12 protein-coding genes are annotated in these 18,951 nt (G+C 44.1%); all 12 read right to left on the bottom strand.

The window, feature by feature from the left end:
• Window positions 1-2 precede the first annotated feature (2 nt).
• The 12 genes from BVG16_RS21160 to BVG16_RS21215 all read right to left on the bottom strand — a co-directional run bounded on the left by BVG16_RS21160 (window position 3) and on the right by BVG16_RS21215 (window position 18,947).
• Window positions 3-1,331, bottom strand: coding sequence for an FAD-dependent oxidoreductase (locus tag BVG16_RS21160; protein WP_078501194.1), 1,329 nt, complete (start codon window positions 1,329-1,331; stop codon window positions 3-5).
• Between the two features lie 74 nt (window positions 1,332-1,405).
• The gene (locus BVG16_RS21165; protein ID WP_078501195.1) at window positions 1,406-2,176 is read right to left on the bottom strand and encodes a sugar isomerase domain-containing protein; all 771 of its coding nucleotides are present in this window, start codon (window positions 2,174-2,176) and stop codon (window positions 1,406-1,408) included.
• 60 nt (window positions 2,177-2,236) lie between these two features.
• Window positions 2,237-2,962, bottom strand: a complete 726-nt coding sequence (locus BVG16_RS21170) for a GntR family transcriptional regulator (RefSeq protein WP_158081746.1) — start codon at window positions 2,960-2,962, stop codon at window positions 2,237-2,239.
• Window positions 2,963-3,069: 107 nt separating this feature from the next.
• Complete coding sequence (locus tag BVG16_RS21175; RefSeq protein WP_078501440.1) at window positions 3,070-4,245, bottom strand: winged helix-turn-helix domain-containing protein; 1,176 nt, start codon at window positions 4,243-4,245, stop codon at window positions 3,070-3,072.
• Window positions 4,246-4,464: 219 nt separating this feature from the next.
• A complete protein-coding gene (locus BVG16_RS21180; RefSeq protein WP_158081747.1) occupies window positions 4,465-9,414 on the bottom strand; it encodes a sugar-binding protein in 4,950 nt (1,649 codons plus the stop codon).
• A 122-nt stretch (window positions 9,415-9,536) separates the two neighbouring features.
• The gene (locus BVG16_RS21185) at window positions 9,537-10,682 is read right to left on the bottom strand and encodes a TolB family protein (protein ID WP_078501198.1); all 1,146 of its coding nucleotides are present in this window, start codon (window positions 10,680-10,682) and stop codon (window positions 9,537-9,539) included.
• Window positions 10,683-10,805: 123 nt separating this feature from the next.
• Entirely contained in the window at window positions 10,806-12,236 is a 1,431-nt protein-coding gene (locus tag BVG16_RS21190; protein WP_233147123.1) for an ABC transporter substrate-binding protein, read from the bottom strand.
• Window positions 12,237-12,348: 112 nt separating this feature from the next.
• Complete coding sequence (locus BVG16_RS21195) at window positions 12,349-13,221, bottom strand: carbohydrate ABC transporter permease (RefSeq protein WP_078501199.1); 873 nt, start codon at window positions 13,219-13,221, stop codon at window positions 12,349-12,351.
• Entirely contained in the window at window positions 13,218-14,135 is a 918-nt protein-coding gene (locus tag BVG16_RS21200; RefSeq protein WP_233147124.1) for a carbohydrate ABC transporter permease, read from the bottom strand. The genes BVG16_RS21195 and BVG16_RS21200 overlap by 4 nt, the downstream gene beginning before the upstream one ends.
• A 139-nt stretch (window positions 14,136-14,274) precedes the next feature.
• The gene (locus BVG16_RS21205) at window positions 14,275-16,056 is read right to left on the bottom strand and encodes a cache domain-containing sensor histidine kinase (RefSeq protein ID WP_233147125.1); all 1,782 of its coding nucleotides are present in this window, start codon (window positions 16,054-16,056) and stop codon (window positions 14,275-14,277) included.
• Between the two features lie 38 nt (window positions 16,057-16,094).
• The gene (locus tag BVG16_RS21210) at window positions 16,095-17,723 is read right to left on the bottom strand and encodes a response regulator (RefSeq protein ID WP_078501201.1); all 1,629 of its coding nucleotides are present in this window, start codon (window positions 17,721-17,723) and stop codon (window positions 16,095-16,097) included.
• A 240-nt stretch (window positions 17,724-17,963) separates the two neighbouring features.
• Window positions 17,964-18,947, bottom strand: coding sequence for a phosphotransferase enzyme family protein (locus BVG16_RS21215; protein WP_078501202.1), 984 nt, complete (start codon window positions 18,945-18,947; stop codon window positions 17,964-17,966).
• Window positions 18,948-18,951 lie beyond the last annotated feature (4 nt).

An 18,951-nucleotide genomic window follows, 5' to 3' on the forward strand; every position in this document is an offset into this window, starting at 1 on the left:
TTTCATTCATGATAATTAACGAAAGAACTGTGCGTGTTGATCATTGCTCCATTTTCGATCAATTTAGCCTGCAAAAGATTTATATCCAGCTTTTTCGGTTCTACGCCTTCTTGAATCGCTAAAGCTGCTGCAGTACCTGCTGCCTGACCCATCGCCATACATTGACCAATACTTCGCATCGAAGCGTGCGCATCATGGGTTGCTGATAGACATCTGCCTGCAACCAACAAATTCGTACTGTCTTTCGGAATCAAGGTTCGGTAAGGTAATTGATATACGGCTCCTTCTTCAAGATACTCCCACTTTGTCCCTGCGGCATTATGATGATCTTCTATCGGAGCACCACACTCTAATACTGCGTCATCAAATTTACGCGCTCCTAGTACATCTTCTTTTGTAAGCGTATACTCACCAATCACACGACGAGTCTCTCTTACACCGATCTGCGTACTAAAGTTCATCAGTTCTGCTTTGTCATAACCAGGCAGATAATCCTTCATGAAGCGGAAATATTCCAATGCTTGTTTGCGTCCTTCAATTTCTGCTTTTGAAAGATCAGCTATATTCGTAGGATCGGGAATAGCGAGACGAACCATGTTGGTTGCCATTACACCTGGAATTGTCGTGATATGCACGCTGCCTTCTTCCCGAGGTAAATAATAGTTGCCTGTCGCATTCGCTTCCTTCATCCAATCCCACATCTGTTGTTTTGTAAATGATATAGCAGCCTCATTATCTACATGCATCACGCGAAAAGTTGTTGTTAAAGATTGCACGGCTTCTTTTCCGCCAATACCATCGAATGGGAACCCGGCCTTAGCCACAACATCCGCATCACCGGAAGCATCAATGATGATATCCGCTTCTACTAAGAAGAATCCGGATTTGTTCACGAGAATTACACCTGTCACTTTTGGACCCTCTGTAACAACATCTACTACAAACGAATGAAACAGGATGTCGACATTAGATTCTGTTAATAGCTCCTCCCAAACCACTTTAAGAATTTCGGGATCATAGGTTACGCCGGTTCCTGCTCCATACGTATTGGGACGAAGGATCGCTGCTTTTCTCGCAAAGAGCTTATCCAACACTTTGTCAGGAATACCGCCGACTACTTTTCTACCTTCTTTTCCAGGAATATAGAATCCATAGAAAGTGTCTAAAATATAGGTACTGGTGCCACCAAGGAAGCCATACCTTTCCACAAGCATTGTCTTCTTACCTTCTAGTGCTGCAGCTGCGGCTGCATTACAACCCGCTGAACCGCCGCCGACTACAAGCACTTCGGTTTTAAGCGTCTCTGTAATTATCGTTTTATAATCTACCATCTTCCTGATGAACCTCCTTTTAAGACAGTATCATTTAACTAACCAGCACCTTCCGCATCCAACCGAATTATCGCTTATTGATTACGCCAAACTCTTCTGCGGTAATCATCATAGGTATCCTCAAACAACTGTGCTGATGCTTCTTTTCCAATAAAATGTGCACTTGTCAGAACAAGTGGTGGCTGACCCGCTTCAGTCAACAGCTCAGCTGTACGAACCTTAATTAAATTGACGATGATTGTATTAGGAATTGTGGAAGTTGGACCCACTGGATATTTCAATCCTTCGATATGAACCACCGCGTCTCCAGTAGGTACGCAAGTATCGATCACGACGTCAGCTAGATCCAATAATTTTTTACCTGTTGAATGCTTAGGAGCAGTTTGTTTACTATTTTCCACGCCTGTAATGGCAACAATCGGCAAATTACGCTCCCGTGCTTCCAAAGCCATATCAATCACCACATTGCCTGTTCCACTCGTAGAAAATAATAAGAAACAATCTTGTGGCTTAAACACGAAGTTCCGCATAATGCGATTTCCTAGGCCTTCTATATTTTCAATGAACATCGCTTGCCGTTGTCCATTTGCACCAACGACCTGATTATGAAATGTCATCGACAGTTCAACGATAGGATGAAAACCAGGAAAGCTGCCATAACGTGGAAAGACTTCTTCTACAGCCATCCGTGAATGGCCTGAACCATACATATGCACCAACCCATCTGCTGCAATGCTTTTCGCAAACATTTGTGATGCTTTTTCGATATTATCCATTTGTGTTTCTTGAATATCGCGAATAATTTTTGCTGATGCTTCCAAATAATCTGTGTACACTTGTGTCATGCTTCTCCCTGCCTTCTAAATGATATTTATATAATCACTAGAAAAAGTGCTATATACAATTTAGCGAGTTACTTTCAGTCGATACTCATATACACCGGCTTTGCCAAATCCTTTCTCATAAATAACGGTACGTCCATTTTGATCAAATGTAGTACGTGTAAAAGTGACAACCGGATCTCCTTCTTTAACTTGGAGTGCTTCCGCAACTTCCTTATCTGCCGGAGCAGCACCAACGACATGAATGGATTCATCAAGGTGCAAGCCGTTGGTACGTTCTAAAAACTTATAAACAGATTCGCCGACTTCTTCATCTTTTACCTGAAAAAAACCTGGCAAGTATTGGGTTATATAAACAAACGGAACTCCATCAGCTGTCCTAACACGTTTGATAACATGTACCTCTTTATCATAATGAAGCTGCTCAGCAACTTCTTTGGAAGGGCTTTCAGTTGTTACATGAATGTATTTGGTACCTGGTTCGATACCCTTTTCTCTTAATTCTTCTGTCAAACTTAGCAAATGTGACTTTGTTTTACTTAAGTGATATGAACCTACGAATGTGCCTTTCCCTACTTGTTGAATTAACCATCCTCGTTGTTTCAAATCATCAATGGCTTTTCGAATGGTTGATCTGCTGACATTGAACCTTTGCTGCAATTCTTCTTCTGTTGAAAATAGATCCCCAGGTTTAAATGTTCCTGCTTTAACTTCATTCTCAATAATTTGGGATACTTGAAAATACAAAGGAACAGGATTATTCCGAGACACATTTTTTAAATTTGACATTTTTTCACCCTTAACTTTATGTATCTTGTATTGTAGGTTTGTCATATTGTACGTACAAACCAATATATTACAATCAATATATACTGTGTTACTATTTTTTGCAAGCGCTAAAGTTTAAAATCAGGGTCTAAGTGAGTACCAAGAATTGTGGCAAACCGTTCTAAGCAGACCTTAATACTCTCTTTCATGGATGGAGTAATTATTGTTTGATCCTCCCACCACCAATTTTTTATGAATAATGGCTCATTTGCAGTATGCTTCAACGGTTCAAATCGAGCTACAATCTGGTCATCGTACAAAACAGGCAATACATAATAACCATATTTTCTTTCAGCGACTGGCTTATACACTTCCCATCGATATTCAAAATCAAATAACGCTTTGATTAACGTCCGATCCCATAATAAATTATCGAGCGGAGCAAGTATACTCGATCTCTTATCTGTTGTGTTATTTTCCATGGCCTTATGTAGAATGTTGATGTCTATGGATCGTATATAAAATGGATATGGCATTCCTTCCACTTTGACTTCAATAATCCGCTGTTCATCCATTAATTTCTCAAAAGCTTGGTTTCTCTGAAGACTTTTCAACCCATTTATACCTAGCCAGGCATCACTTGGTCGATTCCATAGTAATCCAATACTACCGATACGGCGGAGTACATACCATTCATAATATTGTTCGTTCGTTTGGAACGGGTCTGTTGAAGTATATAAATCCTTCGGAATCAATCTTTCTGCTAAATCATAATATTTTCGAGTGTTGACTTTATGGTGAATACCCAGATAACCAGCGTGATACATTCCCTCTAGTGCAGCACGTGATAATCTCGTTGCTCCCCAGGACCAATCTATTTTCTCTTGATAATCTATATCGCCCGAACATAAGTATCCACGATTTGAAATTTCTGCATAAACTTGATCTACAATCTCAATATTTGAATTACACCAAGTCTGATGGTTCTTGCGGCATCTCCAGAAATATGGCCAGTCTTCTATTGGAAAGATGGACATGTTTTTATCCCAATAATCTATGAGCCTACGCTCTTTATAGAGAAGATCCCAAAGTAGGTTGCGATCAAAGTCCTGGATTCGAGACTGTAGAACGAGTTCAGGGTTCATACCAACGACATTTAGTGGATCGAATTGAATGCACCCTACACGCCGGATATAAGACATGACCCCTTCTTTTCCCGTAAATTGAAACTTACCTAACAATCCATGATAGTAAAGTAAAAATCTTCTCGCTTGAAGTTTCGTTAATGTAATCGTCTCCAACATCTTCACCTCAAATAAACGTATTAGGAAGAGATTCCTCAATAGATATATATCCTTAAAAATAACAAACATATGTTCGACTGTAAAGAATATCTTGATTACCCGTCGGTTTTGTACGAATACATAGAAAAGGAGTTCCCAGATGTGTTGGGAACTCCTTCTTGTCGAGCAGCTGCATATTTTACGAGATGTGTCTCCAAGCGGTGCAAATTGCAGGTTCTATCATTTGGTTACTTTGACAACCATCTTCTCACTGGATGTTGTTCCAGCCTCATTAACAAGTTCACATTGATATTCATACGTACCTATCGGTTTGTCATGGATGGCTGTAATGGCTGACTGCGCGTTCGGCGTGTGGTCATTAAGTTTTTGTGTATCGATGAGAATCCCGTTCTCATACAAGCGATACGTCGTACCGTTGGTACCCCACCACATATTCATGCTGACTTTAAAATTTCCATCGCCATCCCAGTTATCATGGGAGAGAACCGGTTGTGCGGGTGCCGCTTGTGTAACGGTTACCGTATGAACATCGCTTCTCGTCGTTCCAGAATCATTCGACAGCTCCGCTACGTAGCGATAAGTTCCGTTTTTCCTGTTGTCAACAGACGTGACTGCAGATTGTGCATTCGGCGAATGATCCGTTAGGGTTTGTGTATCGATCAATACGTCATTCTCATACAGTCGATACGTGCTGCCGTTCTTTCCCCACCACATATTCATGGTCACTTTATACTTTCCATCATGAATTCCTGTGTCATACCCATTATCGTCAGACAGGACGGGCTTCCCAGGGACCCCTTCTGTATTTGGATACGACGATGGCTTAACCGTAATCTGCCCGTTCCCCATGCTGCTTAGGTAATACGCCGCATCATTTTGGTTGTACGTAACCTGCATCGGGTAAAGTTTCTCCTGATCCGTACTTGCCGGCAGTTCAATTTTGTAGTTCAGCGTCGCTATTCCATCCGCATCGGTAACCCCGGTGCCGATCGTATCCCCACCGTACACGGCAAAGGATACACTTTCCCCGGAAATCGCTTGGCCGTTCTTATCATGGAGCGATGCTCTAATTTTTACCGTATCGTTAACCATTCCTTCTACGTTTGATGTTTCCAACACCGTGCTATGATAAAGCTTGAAAGAAATTGTCTGCTCAGCCATTGTTCCTGTTGGATCACCGGCTTGCACGAACAAGGTGTGATTCCCTTTGGCAGTTATAGGCGTGCCGGATGTCCACTTCTCCCCATCCAACGTGATCCGAGCATCTAGCAACTGGCCATTCTCCGTTTCAGCTTTCACAACCGGAATCGCTTGATCCGTATAACTCTCCCCTTCTTTAACGCCTTGAATCGTAATGATGGGAGCAGATAGATTATTGATATATTGAGCGGTTCTGAATTTCTTGGAATCCTTGACTTCCCCAATCCCGGAGCCCCATTCGATATATCCTTTTCTCCCATTCCCATCGTTATCGTTAACAAGCAGTGAGAAGCTAATGGCTGCGTTCTTTTCCGGTCTGATCGGTGTAAGCTCTGACCAGGGAAGTGCCAACTCATAGACCGTTTCCTTTAGAGCTTCGTCTCGTTTCACCTGTAAGGAACCATTCGTTACAAGTCCTTTGGCGCTGGAACTCGGCGACAACCAACGAAAGATTTGCGGCCCCTGCGGCGTATCGGAGATCCCAAATTCATACCAATTCAGATTCTCTCCGGGTATACCGTCCATCAAGGCGAACTGGATGCTATCGTTCTTCCAGATTTCTTCTCCGCTTGCAGGGGTGAAATGAACATCATCCTTTATTTTCGCAGTCAAATAGAAATTATCCTGATCCCAATTCTCCCAGACACTGCCGTCCAAATCGGCTGGTCCAGCGTAATTCTGCATCTTGACCGTTCCCTTCGATAGCTGAACGAGCGGAGGTCCCTCGATAATACCGGGGTCAGCCACACCATCAACTTGCACCGTACCACGAATTATTGGGTTGAAGTCCAGTTTTCCTTCATAAACATAGGGATCTTTTCCGTCAAAATACACCATCGCTTGGGCCGGATAACTCACGCCAAAGTCGAAACCGTTAAGCGGAATATCAAACGTCTCCACCGTGCTAGGCGGGATAACCGCTGTCAACTCGTGACTCCCAGATTGAGAACCGAACTTCCAATCGACGTTCCTGACGGGAAGTCCTTCCACCTTCGAATGATTGCGGATTTGTACTCTCAGTGCTTCGCTTTTCTTGTTCATGTCAACAATAACGGGAATTATTTTGACTTCGTAAGCTGAAGTTGTTCGGACGGCTTGTTGTAATCTTCCGATTTTGCCACCGTTCGCGGTCAAATCCCCTACAATATAACGGCCGCCTTCTTGACTCTGTCCAGGCAACGCAATCGATACAGACGTCTTCTGACCGGATGCTGCGTACAGAGGATATTGCAAGCCCTCTATCGCTAATGAAACGTCGATAGGCGCAGCTGTTGCATTATTCGTTTCCACGGTCAGCCGAACGGGTTCACCGGCTATCGCATCTTCCGCAACGAGGGTGAACGTCGAATCAACAGCGATTCCGCCAATATCGCTTTCAATGTAAATCGGTTCGCCGGTTAGTGTGATATACACTTTGCCGTTCAGCGGCGTGAAGATTTCGGTATTTCCCATCATATCGGTGATGAGAATAGGTACATCCGTACGGATCGCTGCCTGCACGGGGGTATTAGCCCAGACAATCCTTAGGTTCCGACCCTCCTTATTGAACTTGTAGCTCGATATATTCGTGTCGAAGGATTCCCGTTCGACGAACTGGGCGTCGATCAGCTCTCTCGTCATCGCTGCGTATGCCGCATACGCAGGTTTCGGCGTAAATGCTCCTTTCGGATCATTCGGATTTCGTAGGATGCCGAAATTATGTTCATGATAGCCACTATCCATGCCATCGTTCATCATGTCGTACCAGAACACTTTTTCGACGCCCTCTGCAAGTGCCTGGACATGAGTACGTACGATATAGTCTGCTTGCGTCTTTTCGCTAATGCCAATGCCTCCAATAGATGTCGGCCATCCAACCTCGGTGAACCATATTGGCTTCAGTTGCCCATGATTATATTGACGAATCAAGTTCTGCGTACTGCGCACGTTATCTACAATGCCATCTGGAGGTCGTTGGCTCTGGTATGGATGGATGGAGACGGCATCCATATACTGAAGCCCCCCAAGCTTGAATACATCCTCCATCCAGCCGAGCGGCGTACCGGCCGTTGCCATTCCAACCACCGTGACATCGGGTCTGGCGGCTTTCACCGTCTCATAGGTCTTCTTCAGAAGTTGATAATAGTAATCCGGGCGAGAATCAGCGGGACCGTTACCTCGATCTCCGAAACCGCCGTTGAATTCGTTGTACACCTCGATCCAAGGGATCTGATCTCCGTACAGGTTCAACAGGGCTTTTCCGTAATCGGCGAATCCTTGACGGCCTTGATCCGTATAAGGCGTGCTGTTCTGATCATAGAACGGATTGGTATAGTCAAGGATGATGAACGGTTTGAGACCATCTTGCTGCGTTCTTTGCATGTAAGCATCGCGATTTGCAGGTTTGCGGTATTTCCCTTTTTCGTATTCGACGGCATCCCATGGAATTTCATCACGGAAGTTTTTGACGCCAGCTCGGTGCAGCAGTTCACTTAACTCGGGAGTCCATCCCTGCGGCGTTTCCCATGCAAGATGCGTCGCCATGCCAAACGGAGAACTGTCCGCTGCGGTTGGATCTGTGTCGGAAAGACGAGCCAAGGATACCTCTGAGCTTTTGATGATCTGTCCATTCTTCTTCGCGTCAATCGATAATTTATAATAGCCTAACTGTTGTAAAGGGATGGATAAATTCAGTTGTCCTCCCTGCACCCCATCCGTGCCATCCAACACCTTATGATCCAAATGATCATACACACTCCAGCTCACAGAATCTCCTTGCGTAGCGATTTCAAAGGCTACAGGTTCGTTTTCCAGGAAAATATTCCCCATTTGAGTCTGTTGAATCGATAAATTGGGGAAGGGTGCTGTTAACACAACATTATCCAGACGGATTTCTCCACTTGATTTGCCGCCGTTCAATCCGGACTTCTCTAATAAAATTTCAATTTGCTGGGCTGGACCATGCCATTTACCATCGTTTGCTCCACCGAAATAAAGGTAATTTTGTCCGCCGTCAAATTTATAAATTTCGATCTTCTGCCAGTTTATCGTGGGTGACAGGGAGATTTTTTGCTGGTGCACCTGTCCAGTCGCATCTTTTAACCGCAGTGAGATCGAAGATGCATCCGTCGTTTTTATCCAGAATGCAATTTTTTGTATCGCAATAGGTGAGAAACTCTTGCCTAACGTAATGTATTTGCCGCCTGCACTGAAGTCCCCCCGCAGTTTGCCGGCATATAATCCCGATTTGGGATCGGATGAATCTCTCACATATTCACTGCTAGCTCCGGGAAAATCGGTACCCAGACCCAGTTTCCATAGATCAAAGGCGTTCTCGAAAGTTCCGATCGCGTCTTCCCATAAAGGATCTTGCTCAGGAGCCATAGCAGATATAGTATCAATCCACACTTCACCGCTCGATTTATTACTACTCAATCCGGCTTTCTCCAGCAGCATCCCGATTCCCTGCGCTGGGCCATGCCACACGCCATCGTTAGCTCCATTGAAGTGAAGATAACTTGATCCGCCGTTGAATTTCGTGATTTCAATCTTCTGCCAATCCGTAGTCGATGATATAGATATTCTCTGCTGATGCACTTGTCCGGTTGAATCCGTCACTCGAAGCACGATCGCCGAGGCATCGGCTGATTTTACCCAGAATTCGAGCTTCTGCATATCGATCGGCGTGAAATTTTTACCTATCGCAACATATTTCCCGCCGGTGCTAAAATCTCCGTGCAGCTTACCAGCGTAAGCCCCCGACTTAGACACTGACGAATCCCGAACATATTCGCCTTTAGCTCCGGGAAACTCGGTTCCCAAGCTGAAATTCCACACCTCTTCATCACTTTCAAAACCACCAATGGTTACACTTTGTAAAGATTCTGCTGCATACGCTGTTGTATTTCCGCTTAATAGGAGTCCGTTCATTGGCCAGGTGCATAAAAGTACAACCAACAAGCAACAAATCATCCACTTTTTCTTTTCCAAATCCGTACCCTCCCTCATCTAACAACATAAAATCACTCAAGAATAATAAGTAAGCGTTTTCATAATTGCGACCCGGTCAAGCATTTCCAGTTCTTGCTACATAACAATGGAGTTAAAATCTTTTATTCATCACTTCCGAGCTGTATACAATCGCCTATATCCAAAATGCCGACCCAGAGCACGTCATGCGCATCGGAGAATGTAAATGTAATCTTACGACTGTCTGGACTGAACGATGGATGCGGGTGTCCTGGATGAACCCCGCGGCAAGGCTGCTCGCACAGAAGACTAGAACGTTTCGTAGCCGTATCTATCAACACGATTTTGGAAATGCCCGGCTCCTGCGTATCCGCAACTGCATATCTGCCATCAGGGCTGATGCCAACATGCCAATACTTATAATCACCATTAATGAAATCATGCCACTCCCCGCGCTTATCCACGAAAAAAACACCTGTCGGTTGATCTGGGCTATGCGGATACTTCACGAAGTATAATCCGCTGCCATCGAATGCCCATATTTCGTGTCCCACATATTCCACATGCTGTCCGCTCTCATCCTTTTTCTGCGGAAAAATATTCTGGGTTGCTCCAGATCGAGCATCTACGGTCCATAATCGATCGGGTATATGCTCCGTTGTGCCTTCGTGAGAATAAAACAGCAGATCCGGATCAACCGGATTGATCATGGCATGATTGGCAATCGGATAGGGTTGGTCGAACAAAGGGCGGGCAACTTCACGCACTTCCCCACTCTCGGTATTGACCGTGCCGATCACCCAACACGTTTCCCGGGTAGCAACTTCGGATGATTGATCTCCCTGCATCTGCTCTTGCCAATAGACACCAAGCATCTTCCCATCATTCGTAATGGATAGCGGACCCAAAAAGGTGCAATTCGCTTCCAACATGCAAACTGTACGCCGTTCGCCGCTCCAAACATGGATGGCGTACAGCTCATTTTTGTTGAATAAATACAAGACATCATCACACGAAACGACGCCTCGTCCCCAAGTCAGGCCTTCTTCCAGCACCTGTGCGTCGCCCGTTTCCGAATCGACACGCACAACGTTACCCGTCCAGGTTTCCAGACCGATATCCGTGTGCACGATCCCCGGGTCTATATCCGTGTGTACGATCAGGTGTCGACTGTCCGAGAGCCAAGTCATCGCCGTCATGTAATGATGCGCTGTATCGTGTCCTTCGTTCCCGATTGCGAGGATCGGGAGCCCCGTAATTTTGTCCGCGAACGTTATTCTCGTTACCATGTTTATCGCCTCCTATTTCTAGAAGACCCACTCCTTATTCAAGCATTCTCAGGTCAAGGGAATACTCGTAAAAGGAGTGGATCTATGGTCTAGTAGCAATCTTTAATGTGGTATATCACAAATCTACTTTACAACGACCTTAGAGAGCACTTCCGAATCAAATTTCTTCGCCGCAGCATCAAGCAGCGATTTCACATCCGCATCTTTGTTCGAAAATACTTCTTGCAGAACATTGGTCAATGCCGCGTAGCATTCCTGTCCATTATAGGAGGGTTCAGGAACGCCCTTCATTAAGTTGGTGACTTCAGGATCATATCTGAAGACGTTATCCGGATATTGATTGACCAGCGCTTCAATCTTCTTCCCATATTCCGAATCCGCTTTATAATAAGCTGGTGCTCCGTATAGGTATACTTGACCCTTGGCTTTCCGATCTTCTAGAACCAACTTCAGTTCGTCGAGGCCGCTATCTTTGAACAAATCGAACGTTACGTAATTAAATGCCATTTGCTGTGTTTCCGGTGTTTCTTGTGGATTAATAACATCATAATTGCCGCCCAGCACCCCGGTATGATCGCCGCCCTTCACCATCGATGGTAACGGAAGAATAATCAGGTCTTCTTTCTTCATGCCGCCGTTATTAATTGCGTCCTCAATCCGATCGCCGAGTACCATCGCTGCTCGACCTTGCTTGAACAAATTGTACACATCACCAAAGTTTAGAGCCCAGTTTTGCGGGAGCGCATTGCCTTCCCATCGTAATTTCTTCATAAATTCCATTGCTTTCACACCGGCATCCGAGTTGAAGGCTGAGGTTACCTTACTGTCAGCAACATTTTGCGTGGTTCCCCCTGCTCCATATAAGAAATTCGTCCAGTTCCATCCTCCTTCATTGCCTTTGGCCATCATGGCAAACCCGGCAATTCCCTTCGCAGGATCGGCCGTCGCCTTCGCCGCCGCATAGAAATCATCCCAAGTCCAGTCAGGCGTTGGTAATGGAACCTTTTTATCTTCGAATAGTTTTTTGTTGATCATGACCGCCATGATGTATCCGCTAGCCGGAATGGCGTACATTTTACCATCGATCTTAAATGGATCTGCCAGCTTATCGTTGAAATCATTGGCGTGCTCATAGTTTGCTAGAAACGGCGTTAAATCCGTAAGCCATTGATGTTCCAACAGCACTTTTCCTTCCGTAGCAGGTGTGCGGAAAAAGGAGGGAGCTTGATGCGCCGCCATCTTGATGCCGATTTCATTCGGCGAATATTGCCAATCATTCTTTTTCAGCGTAACATTTGGATATTTCTCTTGAAAACGTGCCAACCGTTTGTTAACGAACTCAATTCCTGTGAGATTATCCGACTTTGGAAACTGGACGGTCATCGTCACCTGAGGCGCTTTGGTTTCCGTACTAGGGCTAGCCGCCGGTTCACTCGTAGCTGCATTTTCTTTACTGTTGTTATTTCCGGTATTACTGCTGCTTCCACATGCACTTACGATCATCGTCAAAGCGAGGAACGTCATGAGGATAAGATTTTTTCTCTTTGTTTTCACTTGTTTTGCCCCTTTCAGAATTTGTATAAGGTAGATTACACGTTCATCATACATGGACAGATTTTTCAAATCGATGATGGATTCAAGGATTGTGATGATGGATTCACTTGACCTATCCTTTAACGCCTGACAGATTAAGACCGTGCATAATGTTCTTCTGAAAGAACAAAAAGAAAAGAAGCGGCGGGACCATGATTGCCGTCAACACACTGAACTTGACGTTCCAAGTCAGATTGAAGGATTGAATAATATTACGGTACACCACGGACGCAAGAGGATATTTCTCAGGTGATGTCAATACTAAAGACGGCCAATACCAATCGTTCCAAGTTGACGTAAATGAAAAAATGAGCAAGGTAGAGAAAACGGGAATCGACATCGGTACAGCAAGCCGGTAAAAGCAACGAATTTCTGATGCTCCATCCAAGCGCCCCGCTTCAAACAATTCCTTATTGATGCCATCGAAAAAGCTCCTCAACAGCATTATATTGAAAGCACTAGCACCGGCAGGCAGCCAGAACGCCCAGTAAGAGTCAATTAACCCGAGGCTCTGCAGGTTCAAAAAGCTAGGAATCATGTACGTCGCGCTCGGGATCATGAGCGTGCTCATAAAAAAGAGCGTGACCCCCTTACGAAATGGCAGCTTCATCTGGGAGAGACTAAAAGCTGCGAGACTTACGATCATTAAAGAGATAACGGCATTTCCACCAAAAAGAATCAGCGTATTCCATAAAGGTCGAATGAAATCCACATACTTGAATCCTTCCGCATAATTACTCCATTGGAACTGGTGCGGGAAGAGAGTTGGTGGAAATGAGAATATTTCCTGATTGGTTTTGAATGAAGAGAAGATCGTTGTCGCAAATGGATACAACATCGTCACGGCGAGTACGAGAAGGGCAAGCAGCATGATGGAATATCCGATCTGAACCGATCCTTTCTTGAAATCAAACGATGACATAATACTGCGTTCACGATTGCTCATGCTTCTTTGCTCCTTCCTTGGAAATGGTAAAGTACGATCGACAGGGATGTAAGCACAAGAAACATGAGAACCCCCATTGCAGAAGCTCTTCCAAAATTTAAGTTCGTAAATGCTTCATTAATGATCTGGTACATGTACGTAAGCGTCGCATTGTTCGGGCCGCCGCCCGTCAGTGCCATATGCGTCATAAAGCCTTGGGATGTACTAATCAACTGTAGAATGAACATCAGCACATAAAGGTGACGAATGCCAGGAATCGTAATATGGCGAATTCGCTGCAATACACCTGCACCGTCAATTTCGGCAGCCTCGTATAAGTCCTTAGATATGCCTACAATACCCGCCAAATAGATGAGTGTTGCTCCACCAAATGCTTGCCACGTTTCGGCAATCACGATCGAGATCATGGCTATACTTTTATCGGTTAGCCACATAAATTGGTGATTACCAAACCATGATGCGATCTGATTTGCTGGCCCAAGCGGGTCGTATAACCATTGCCACATACCATAGAGTACAACAGCCGGAACAATGTGTGGCAGATACACGATTAACCGCATGGCGCCTTGAAACCTCCGCAGCTCGGATATCGCAATGGAAACGATACTCGGTACCCAGAACCCGAACAGCACGCATAGCAACATATAATAGATCGTGTTCCAAATTGAAATACCCAAGGCGCTGTTCGCTAATACCTCGCGATAATTGCTTAGGCCAATGAATTCGTTACCCTTTATGAAGTCGACATGCATGAAACTGTACATCACCCCTTTGGCAATGGGCGTCCAAAGAAACAAACAAAACACGATTAAAGCCGGTAACAGGAACAGAATTCCCCAGAAGTAATCCCTGGTTTTTTTAATAAGCGGGTGAACCGTATGTCTTTCCTTGACCCTTGCGGCTTGTGTGGACACCCCCTCACATCCTTTCTATATTTGGTATACTTCTTATTGTAAAGAAAACCAGATATAGAGCCCATGACGACTCCTCCGAACTCTATGATGAATTCTATCCATTAATAAAACCGCCCTGTTCAGGCGGTTCTTTAGTTAACTATGCAATATATACGGCAAGGTCTTGCTCGGTCTGGATAGCGGGCAGCTTAATCAAAACTTTCGTTCCGCCTTCTTCCCGTGCAGCGTAAGTCAGTCCGTACGCATCTCCAAATCTTAATTGGATACGTTTATGTACATTCCGGATGCCAAAACCTTTGTCCGGATCAGCGGTTCCTGACAAAAGCGTATGAATCTTCTCCAAATCCAGCGGCCGAAAACCGTTATCCTCCACGGATATAAGAAGGGTGCCCTCCGTAACCTGGATGCCGATCCAAACTTCCCCTTCCCCGTCCATCTTACCGATCCCATGGAGAATGCTATTTTCGACGAGAGGCTGAATAATTACTTTTGGCAGTAAATAGTCTTCAATCCCCTCTTCCAGATGAATATGGAAATGAAACGAATGATTATATCGTTTCTCCTGAAGGTGTAAATACGCTTCGACGTGATTCAATTCTTCCTGGAGCGTAATGATTTCTTTGCCACGGCTTAGACCGATCCGCAGCATGGTCGACAAGTCTCTGACCATGTCAGCAACTTCCGGCACACCGCCTCGTATCCCATACCAATATACGGAATCTAAAGTATTGTACAGCAAATGCGGCGTGATTTGGGAATGCATCAAGTTCAACTCAGACTCTTTCTGCTTTATTTCCATCACATATTTTTCTTTGACCAACTGATTCAACCGTTCCGTCATCAAATAAAAAGCGCGGTAGGAAGTACCTATTTCATCTTTTCGATCTTCTTCTGCATATCTTTTCATTTCTTTACCGGGCTCATAGGAACGGGTGAGGCTAGCTAATCTCGCCATCGGCCTTAAGACAGACTTCCCTAAATAGAACAAGAAGAACAAAATAATGACGAAATAGCATATCGCGATTATCCGAATAATCCGCTGTACTTCATTATAAGAACCTAATAATGAGCGGAGTGGAATCTCATAGATGAGTCGATCGGCATATGAAAGGCTGTCATGATAGACATACATATGGCTGTCCGTAACCCACACGTTAGGCAGCAATTCAGTTCCGTGATCCGGGATGATGAAGGTTGATTCCCCTGTATCCGATCCGACAAGCACCGTACCTTTTGTATCCGTTAGGAATACTCTTGTATGTTCTGGAAGCGTAATAGAGTTCATTTCTGTCGTCAACAGTTTTTCGATCTCCGTAGCCACTAATACGCTGATGGGTTCTCCACCCTGAGAAAGATCCGTGACAGATCTAATTAAAGCGATCGTTTTTCGCGAATTTTGATTGAATCCGAATTGATCGATACGTTCTACCAAGGCTTTACCGTCTGCTTCCACCGCTTTTTGGATCCAATCCCTTTCTGCCAGACTTTCAATAAAAAAAACACCAGCGCCCGATACATTGCTAGAAGGGGCAAAATAATAATTACTAGATTGCTTCGTCAGTACGAACAATGAATAGTTCACATTCATCGAATAGTTGCTAAGCAAGTTTTCGGTTGCGATGTATTTCTGTAAGCCTTGTTCCGCATGTAATACCCTATCATCTCTCCATTGCTGAATAAGTTCGGAACTCATGATGTTCATAAGCTTCTGGTCTACGGAATCCATTACGCGATCCATCGTCGCATGATTTTGTTTATTTAATTCGGACAAGGCTTGTCCTACCTGAATTTTAATCGAATAGGAGGCCCGATTGGAGCCAAACCAAAAGATAAGGAGCATCGGAATGAAGATAAATACGATGACAAACAGCACAGCCTTCTTCGTTAATCGTTGCGATTGCGCGCTTCTGAACAATGTCACGTTCACCCCGATCCATTTGAAAATCTGACTAGCAATCATTACTCTCGAACAGCATTGGGACTCTCCCCATAATACCGTTTGAACACGCGGCTAAAATGCTCTGGCGATTCATATCCGACCTCGTCCGCGATTTCGTAGCGCTTCTTGTGCGTATTTAGGAGCAATTGTCTGGCTTCCTCCAATCGCAACCGGGTAACGAATTCCCATACGGTTTCGGCTACGATTTGCTTGAATAAGTAACTCAAATAATTGGGACTTAAATGCACATGGTCTGCGATATCCTGTATTTTCAATCCTTTGTTCCTATAATTCCGTCTAATAAAAGTAATGGATTGCTGGATAATCGCTTGATCCTGATCTGCCATAGATGAGTGAATAAGTTCTGCCGCCTCCGTTAAAAAGTCAGCGAGACGATTTTTAATTTCGATTCCTGAGAGCGGAAATTGAAAGAATAGAATCGGTTCAAGCACTTTATACCGGTCTCCTACTATCTCTTTCATCTCTAACAGCGTGGTGTAAACCCGATACGCGATGCTCAGCGGGATGCCAGCAGTAGTATCGTTGTCCTCAAAAATAGGTGAGATATCAGAGATAAACCGGTGGATGGTTCCCTGGATCTCCTCTATTTTTTTTCTGGTCTTAATACTTTCGATCCATTGCTCGGTTTTCTCCTGCCAATTCACACTCACCGATGCTTCCTTCAAGGAGAAATCCTCAGCATAAAAGACATTGTGATTTTCATACAGCGCATGCCATTTCACTGCTTTGGCTGCTTCGCGATAACTCTCTGGAAGTACGGCCAGACCTAACCGTATAGGACTAATGCCAACAACCGCCTCGATATGCAGATATCCTTGAATATTGGTAACAAGCGTCTTCCCGATCAAATTCAGCTTTGATATATTTTCCGTTCTTCGCTCCGCATAATCGGACTCATGCATCTGCAGGATCGTAACAATTTGATTGCCTTGACCATAAAAAGCTACCGCATTCCAGTCTGCCAACGTCTCCTCGATAATATTGATCGTCGCATATTTCAGTAAATTCCGATCCCGAAGCGAGTTGATCGTTCCGCGCTCCTCTCCGGGTCGTTCCCAAGAGAGCTCAATGACAAGCACCAAATAATAGGGCCCTTCAAGCTTTAATCCAATTTGTTCAAAAATAAACAGGTAATCATCGGCATTCTCCAATGATCCTGTGATAACTTCATTCAATATATAGGAACGCAAGGATAACATGCCCGTCATCGAAAATTTGAGTTTTAACGACTCTTCCATGAGCCGTCTATATTTTTCATGACGTTCTGACAGCTCTGTGCCAACGACTTGAATTAACTGAGGCAGCTGCACAGGCTTAATTAAGTAATCTCTCGCCCCTAGTCGAATACACTTCTGCGCATATTCGAATTGATCGTGTGCCGATATGACAACGACAGGAATATCCGGCTTTTCTGCCAGAATGGATTCCATGAGTTCAATGCCATTCATTCCATCCATTTGGATGTCGGTCAGGACAAGATCTATGGATTCCATACGCAAATAATCCAAGGCTTCATAACCGTTCGAGGCCGTCCATACTTGTGAAATGCTTAAATTCGACATCTCCAGGAATTCCTTAATCCCTTGGCACACAATCGCTTCATCGTCTACAACTAATACGGTGTACATCCATTCATCTCCTTGTTACGATGAAACTCTTGTTTTGTGAATTGACGCTGAGGCAAACTGTTATTTTTTTCATTATGCATGGAACAAAACACATTTGTCGATGATCAATTCTTTGATCCATGTGATGTTTCCATCGTAATTTCACATTCGAGTTCCAAAGTAAACAAACGCAACAGCAGACGATAAGAACATATCGTCGCCATTGCGTGATATCAGATTTGCTATCTCTCCGTAATAACCCTAAATTTCCATTCCAAAACCAGAAGATTCTTCTTTCAGGGCCTTTGTCAATCTCTCTCTCAAATGAATTAGCCAATCAGGTTCATTCGACCATTTTTCTTCTATTGATCTTAGTATGCGAACATAACCATATAAATTAGAAAACCGCCTGCATGCTGGCAAGATGGACGCCATATCCTCACCGATATCATATTCTGTGCAATAGCCGTCCCAAAAGAATTGTTTTTTATGGCCAAAGATTTCAGCGGGAATCTCGTCTTGCAAACTTTCAAGTGCGATCTCAATGTCCATGGCATACCAGTGATACATGGAATCATCAAAATCAATCACGTTACAAGCGTTAGATGCTGGATCATAAAATACATTATCACATTCAAAATCATAATGAATAAGTCCATAATTACTTTCTGTGATAGGAAAAGATGAAAAATAATCACGTAATAATTTTGTTTCCTTCAAGGCTGCTGATTCTTGTGGGAATTCCATTAAATAATCCTGAATCCAATCTAAAACATCATGATAGGACCATCTTTTGGCTGCTGTAGGCGTATACTGACTAGATAAGTGATGAAGTTTTCCTAGAGCTTTCCCATAGTTGAAGACAATCGTATCACCAAAGTCGGTCTGATTCATTTGCACCCCCGATACACGTTTAAACACAGAAGCAAAGTATTCGCCCCAAGGCGTTTGTGCCTCGACAAGCTCTTCACCGTTTTTGGATACAACCGATTCTAAAACCCCGTAGTGCTTGGTACGTAAGTAAGAAATAAAATCTAGTTCTGCTAAGATATGATCTTTACACTTCTCTGTTTTTGGCGCAAACCTTAATAGCTGGGTCTTCCCTTCGTTTCTAAACGGGTAAATTGCATTTGAAGATATTCTATAATATTTAAACATCTCTATAGATTCTTGATCATAGTCCCAGTTTTTCAACAGCATCTCAGCTAAATTCACATCATTGAAAAGATATTTTAACTTCAACAAAGTT

Origin of the sequence: Paenibacillus selenitireducens (assembly GCF_002021565.1) — a bacterium.
In the GTDB taxonomy this organism is placed as follows: Bacteria; Bacillota; Bacilli; order Paenibacillales; family Paenibacillaceae; genus Paenibacillus_K; species Paenibacillus_K selenitireducens.

Coding starts and splice junctions, on each gene's coding strand:
- BVG16_RS21160 (WP_078501194.1), bottom strand. CDS start 1,331: ATGGTAGATTATAAAACGATAATTACAGAGACGCTTAAAACCGAAGTG.
- BVG16_RS21165 (WP_078501195.1), bottom strand. CDS start 2,176: ATGACACAAGTGTACACAGATTATTTGGAAGCATCAGCAAAAATTATT.
- BVG16_RS21170 (WP_158081746.1), bottom strand. CDS start 2,962: ATGTCAAATTTAAAAAATGTGTCTCGGAATAATCCTGTTCCTTTGTAT.
- BVG16_RS21175 (WP_078501440.1), bottom strand. CDS start 4,245: ATGTTGGAGACGATTACATTAACGAAACTTCAAGCGAGAAGATTTTTA.
- BVG16_RS21185 (WP_078501198.1), bottom strand. CDS start 10,682: ATGGTAACGAGAATAACGTTCGCGGACAAAATTACGGGGCTCCCGATC.
- BVG16_RS21195 (WP_078501199.1), bottom strand. CDS start 13,221: ATGAGCAATCGTGAACGCAGTATTATGTCATCGTTTGATTTCAAGAAA.
- BVG16_RS21210 (WP_078501201.1), bottom strand. CDS start 17,723: ATGTACACCGTATTAGTTGTAGACGATGAAGCGATTGTGTGCCAAGGG.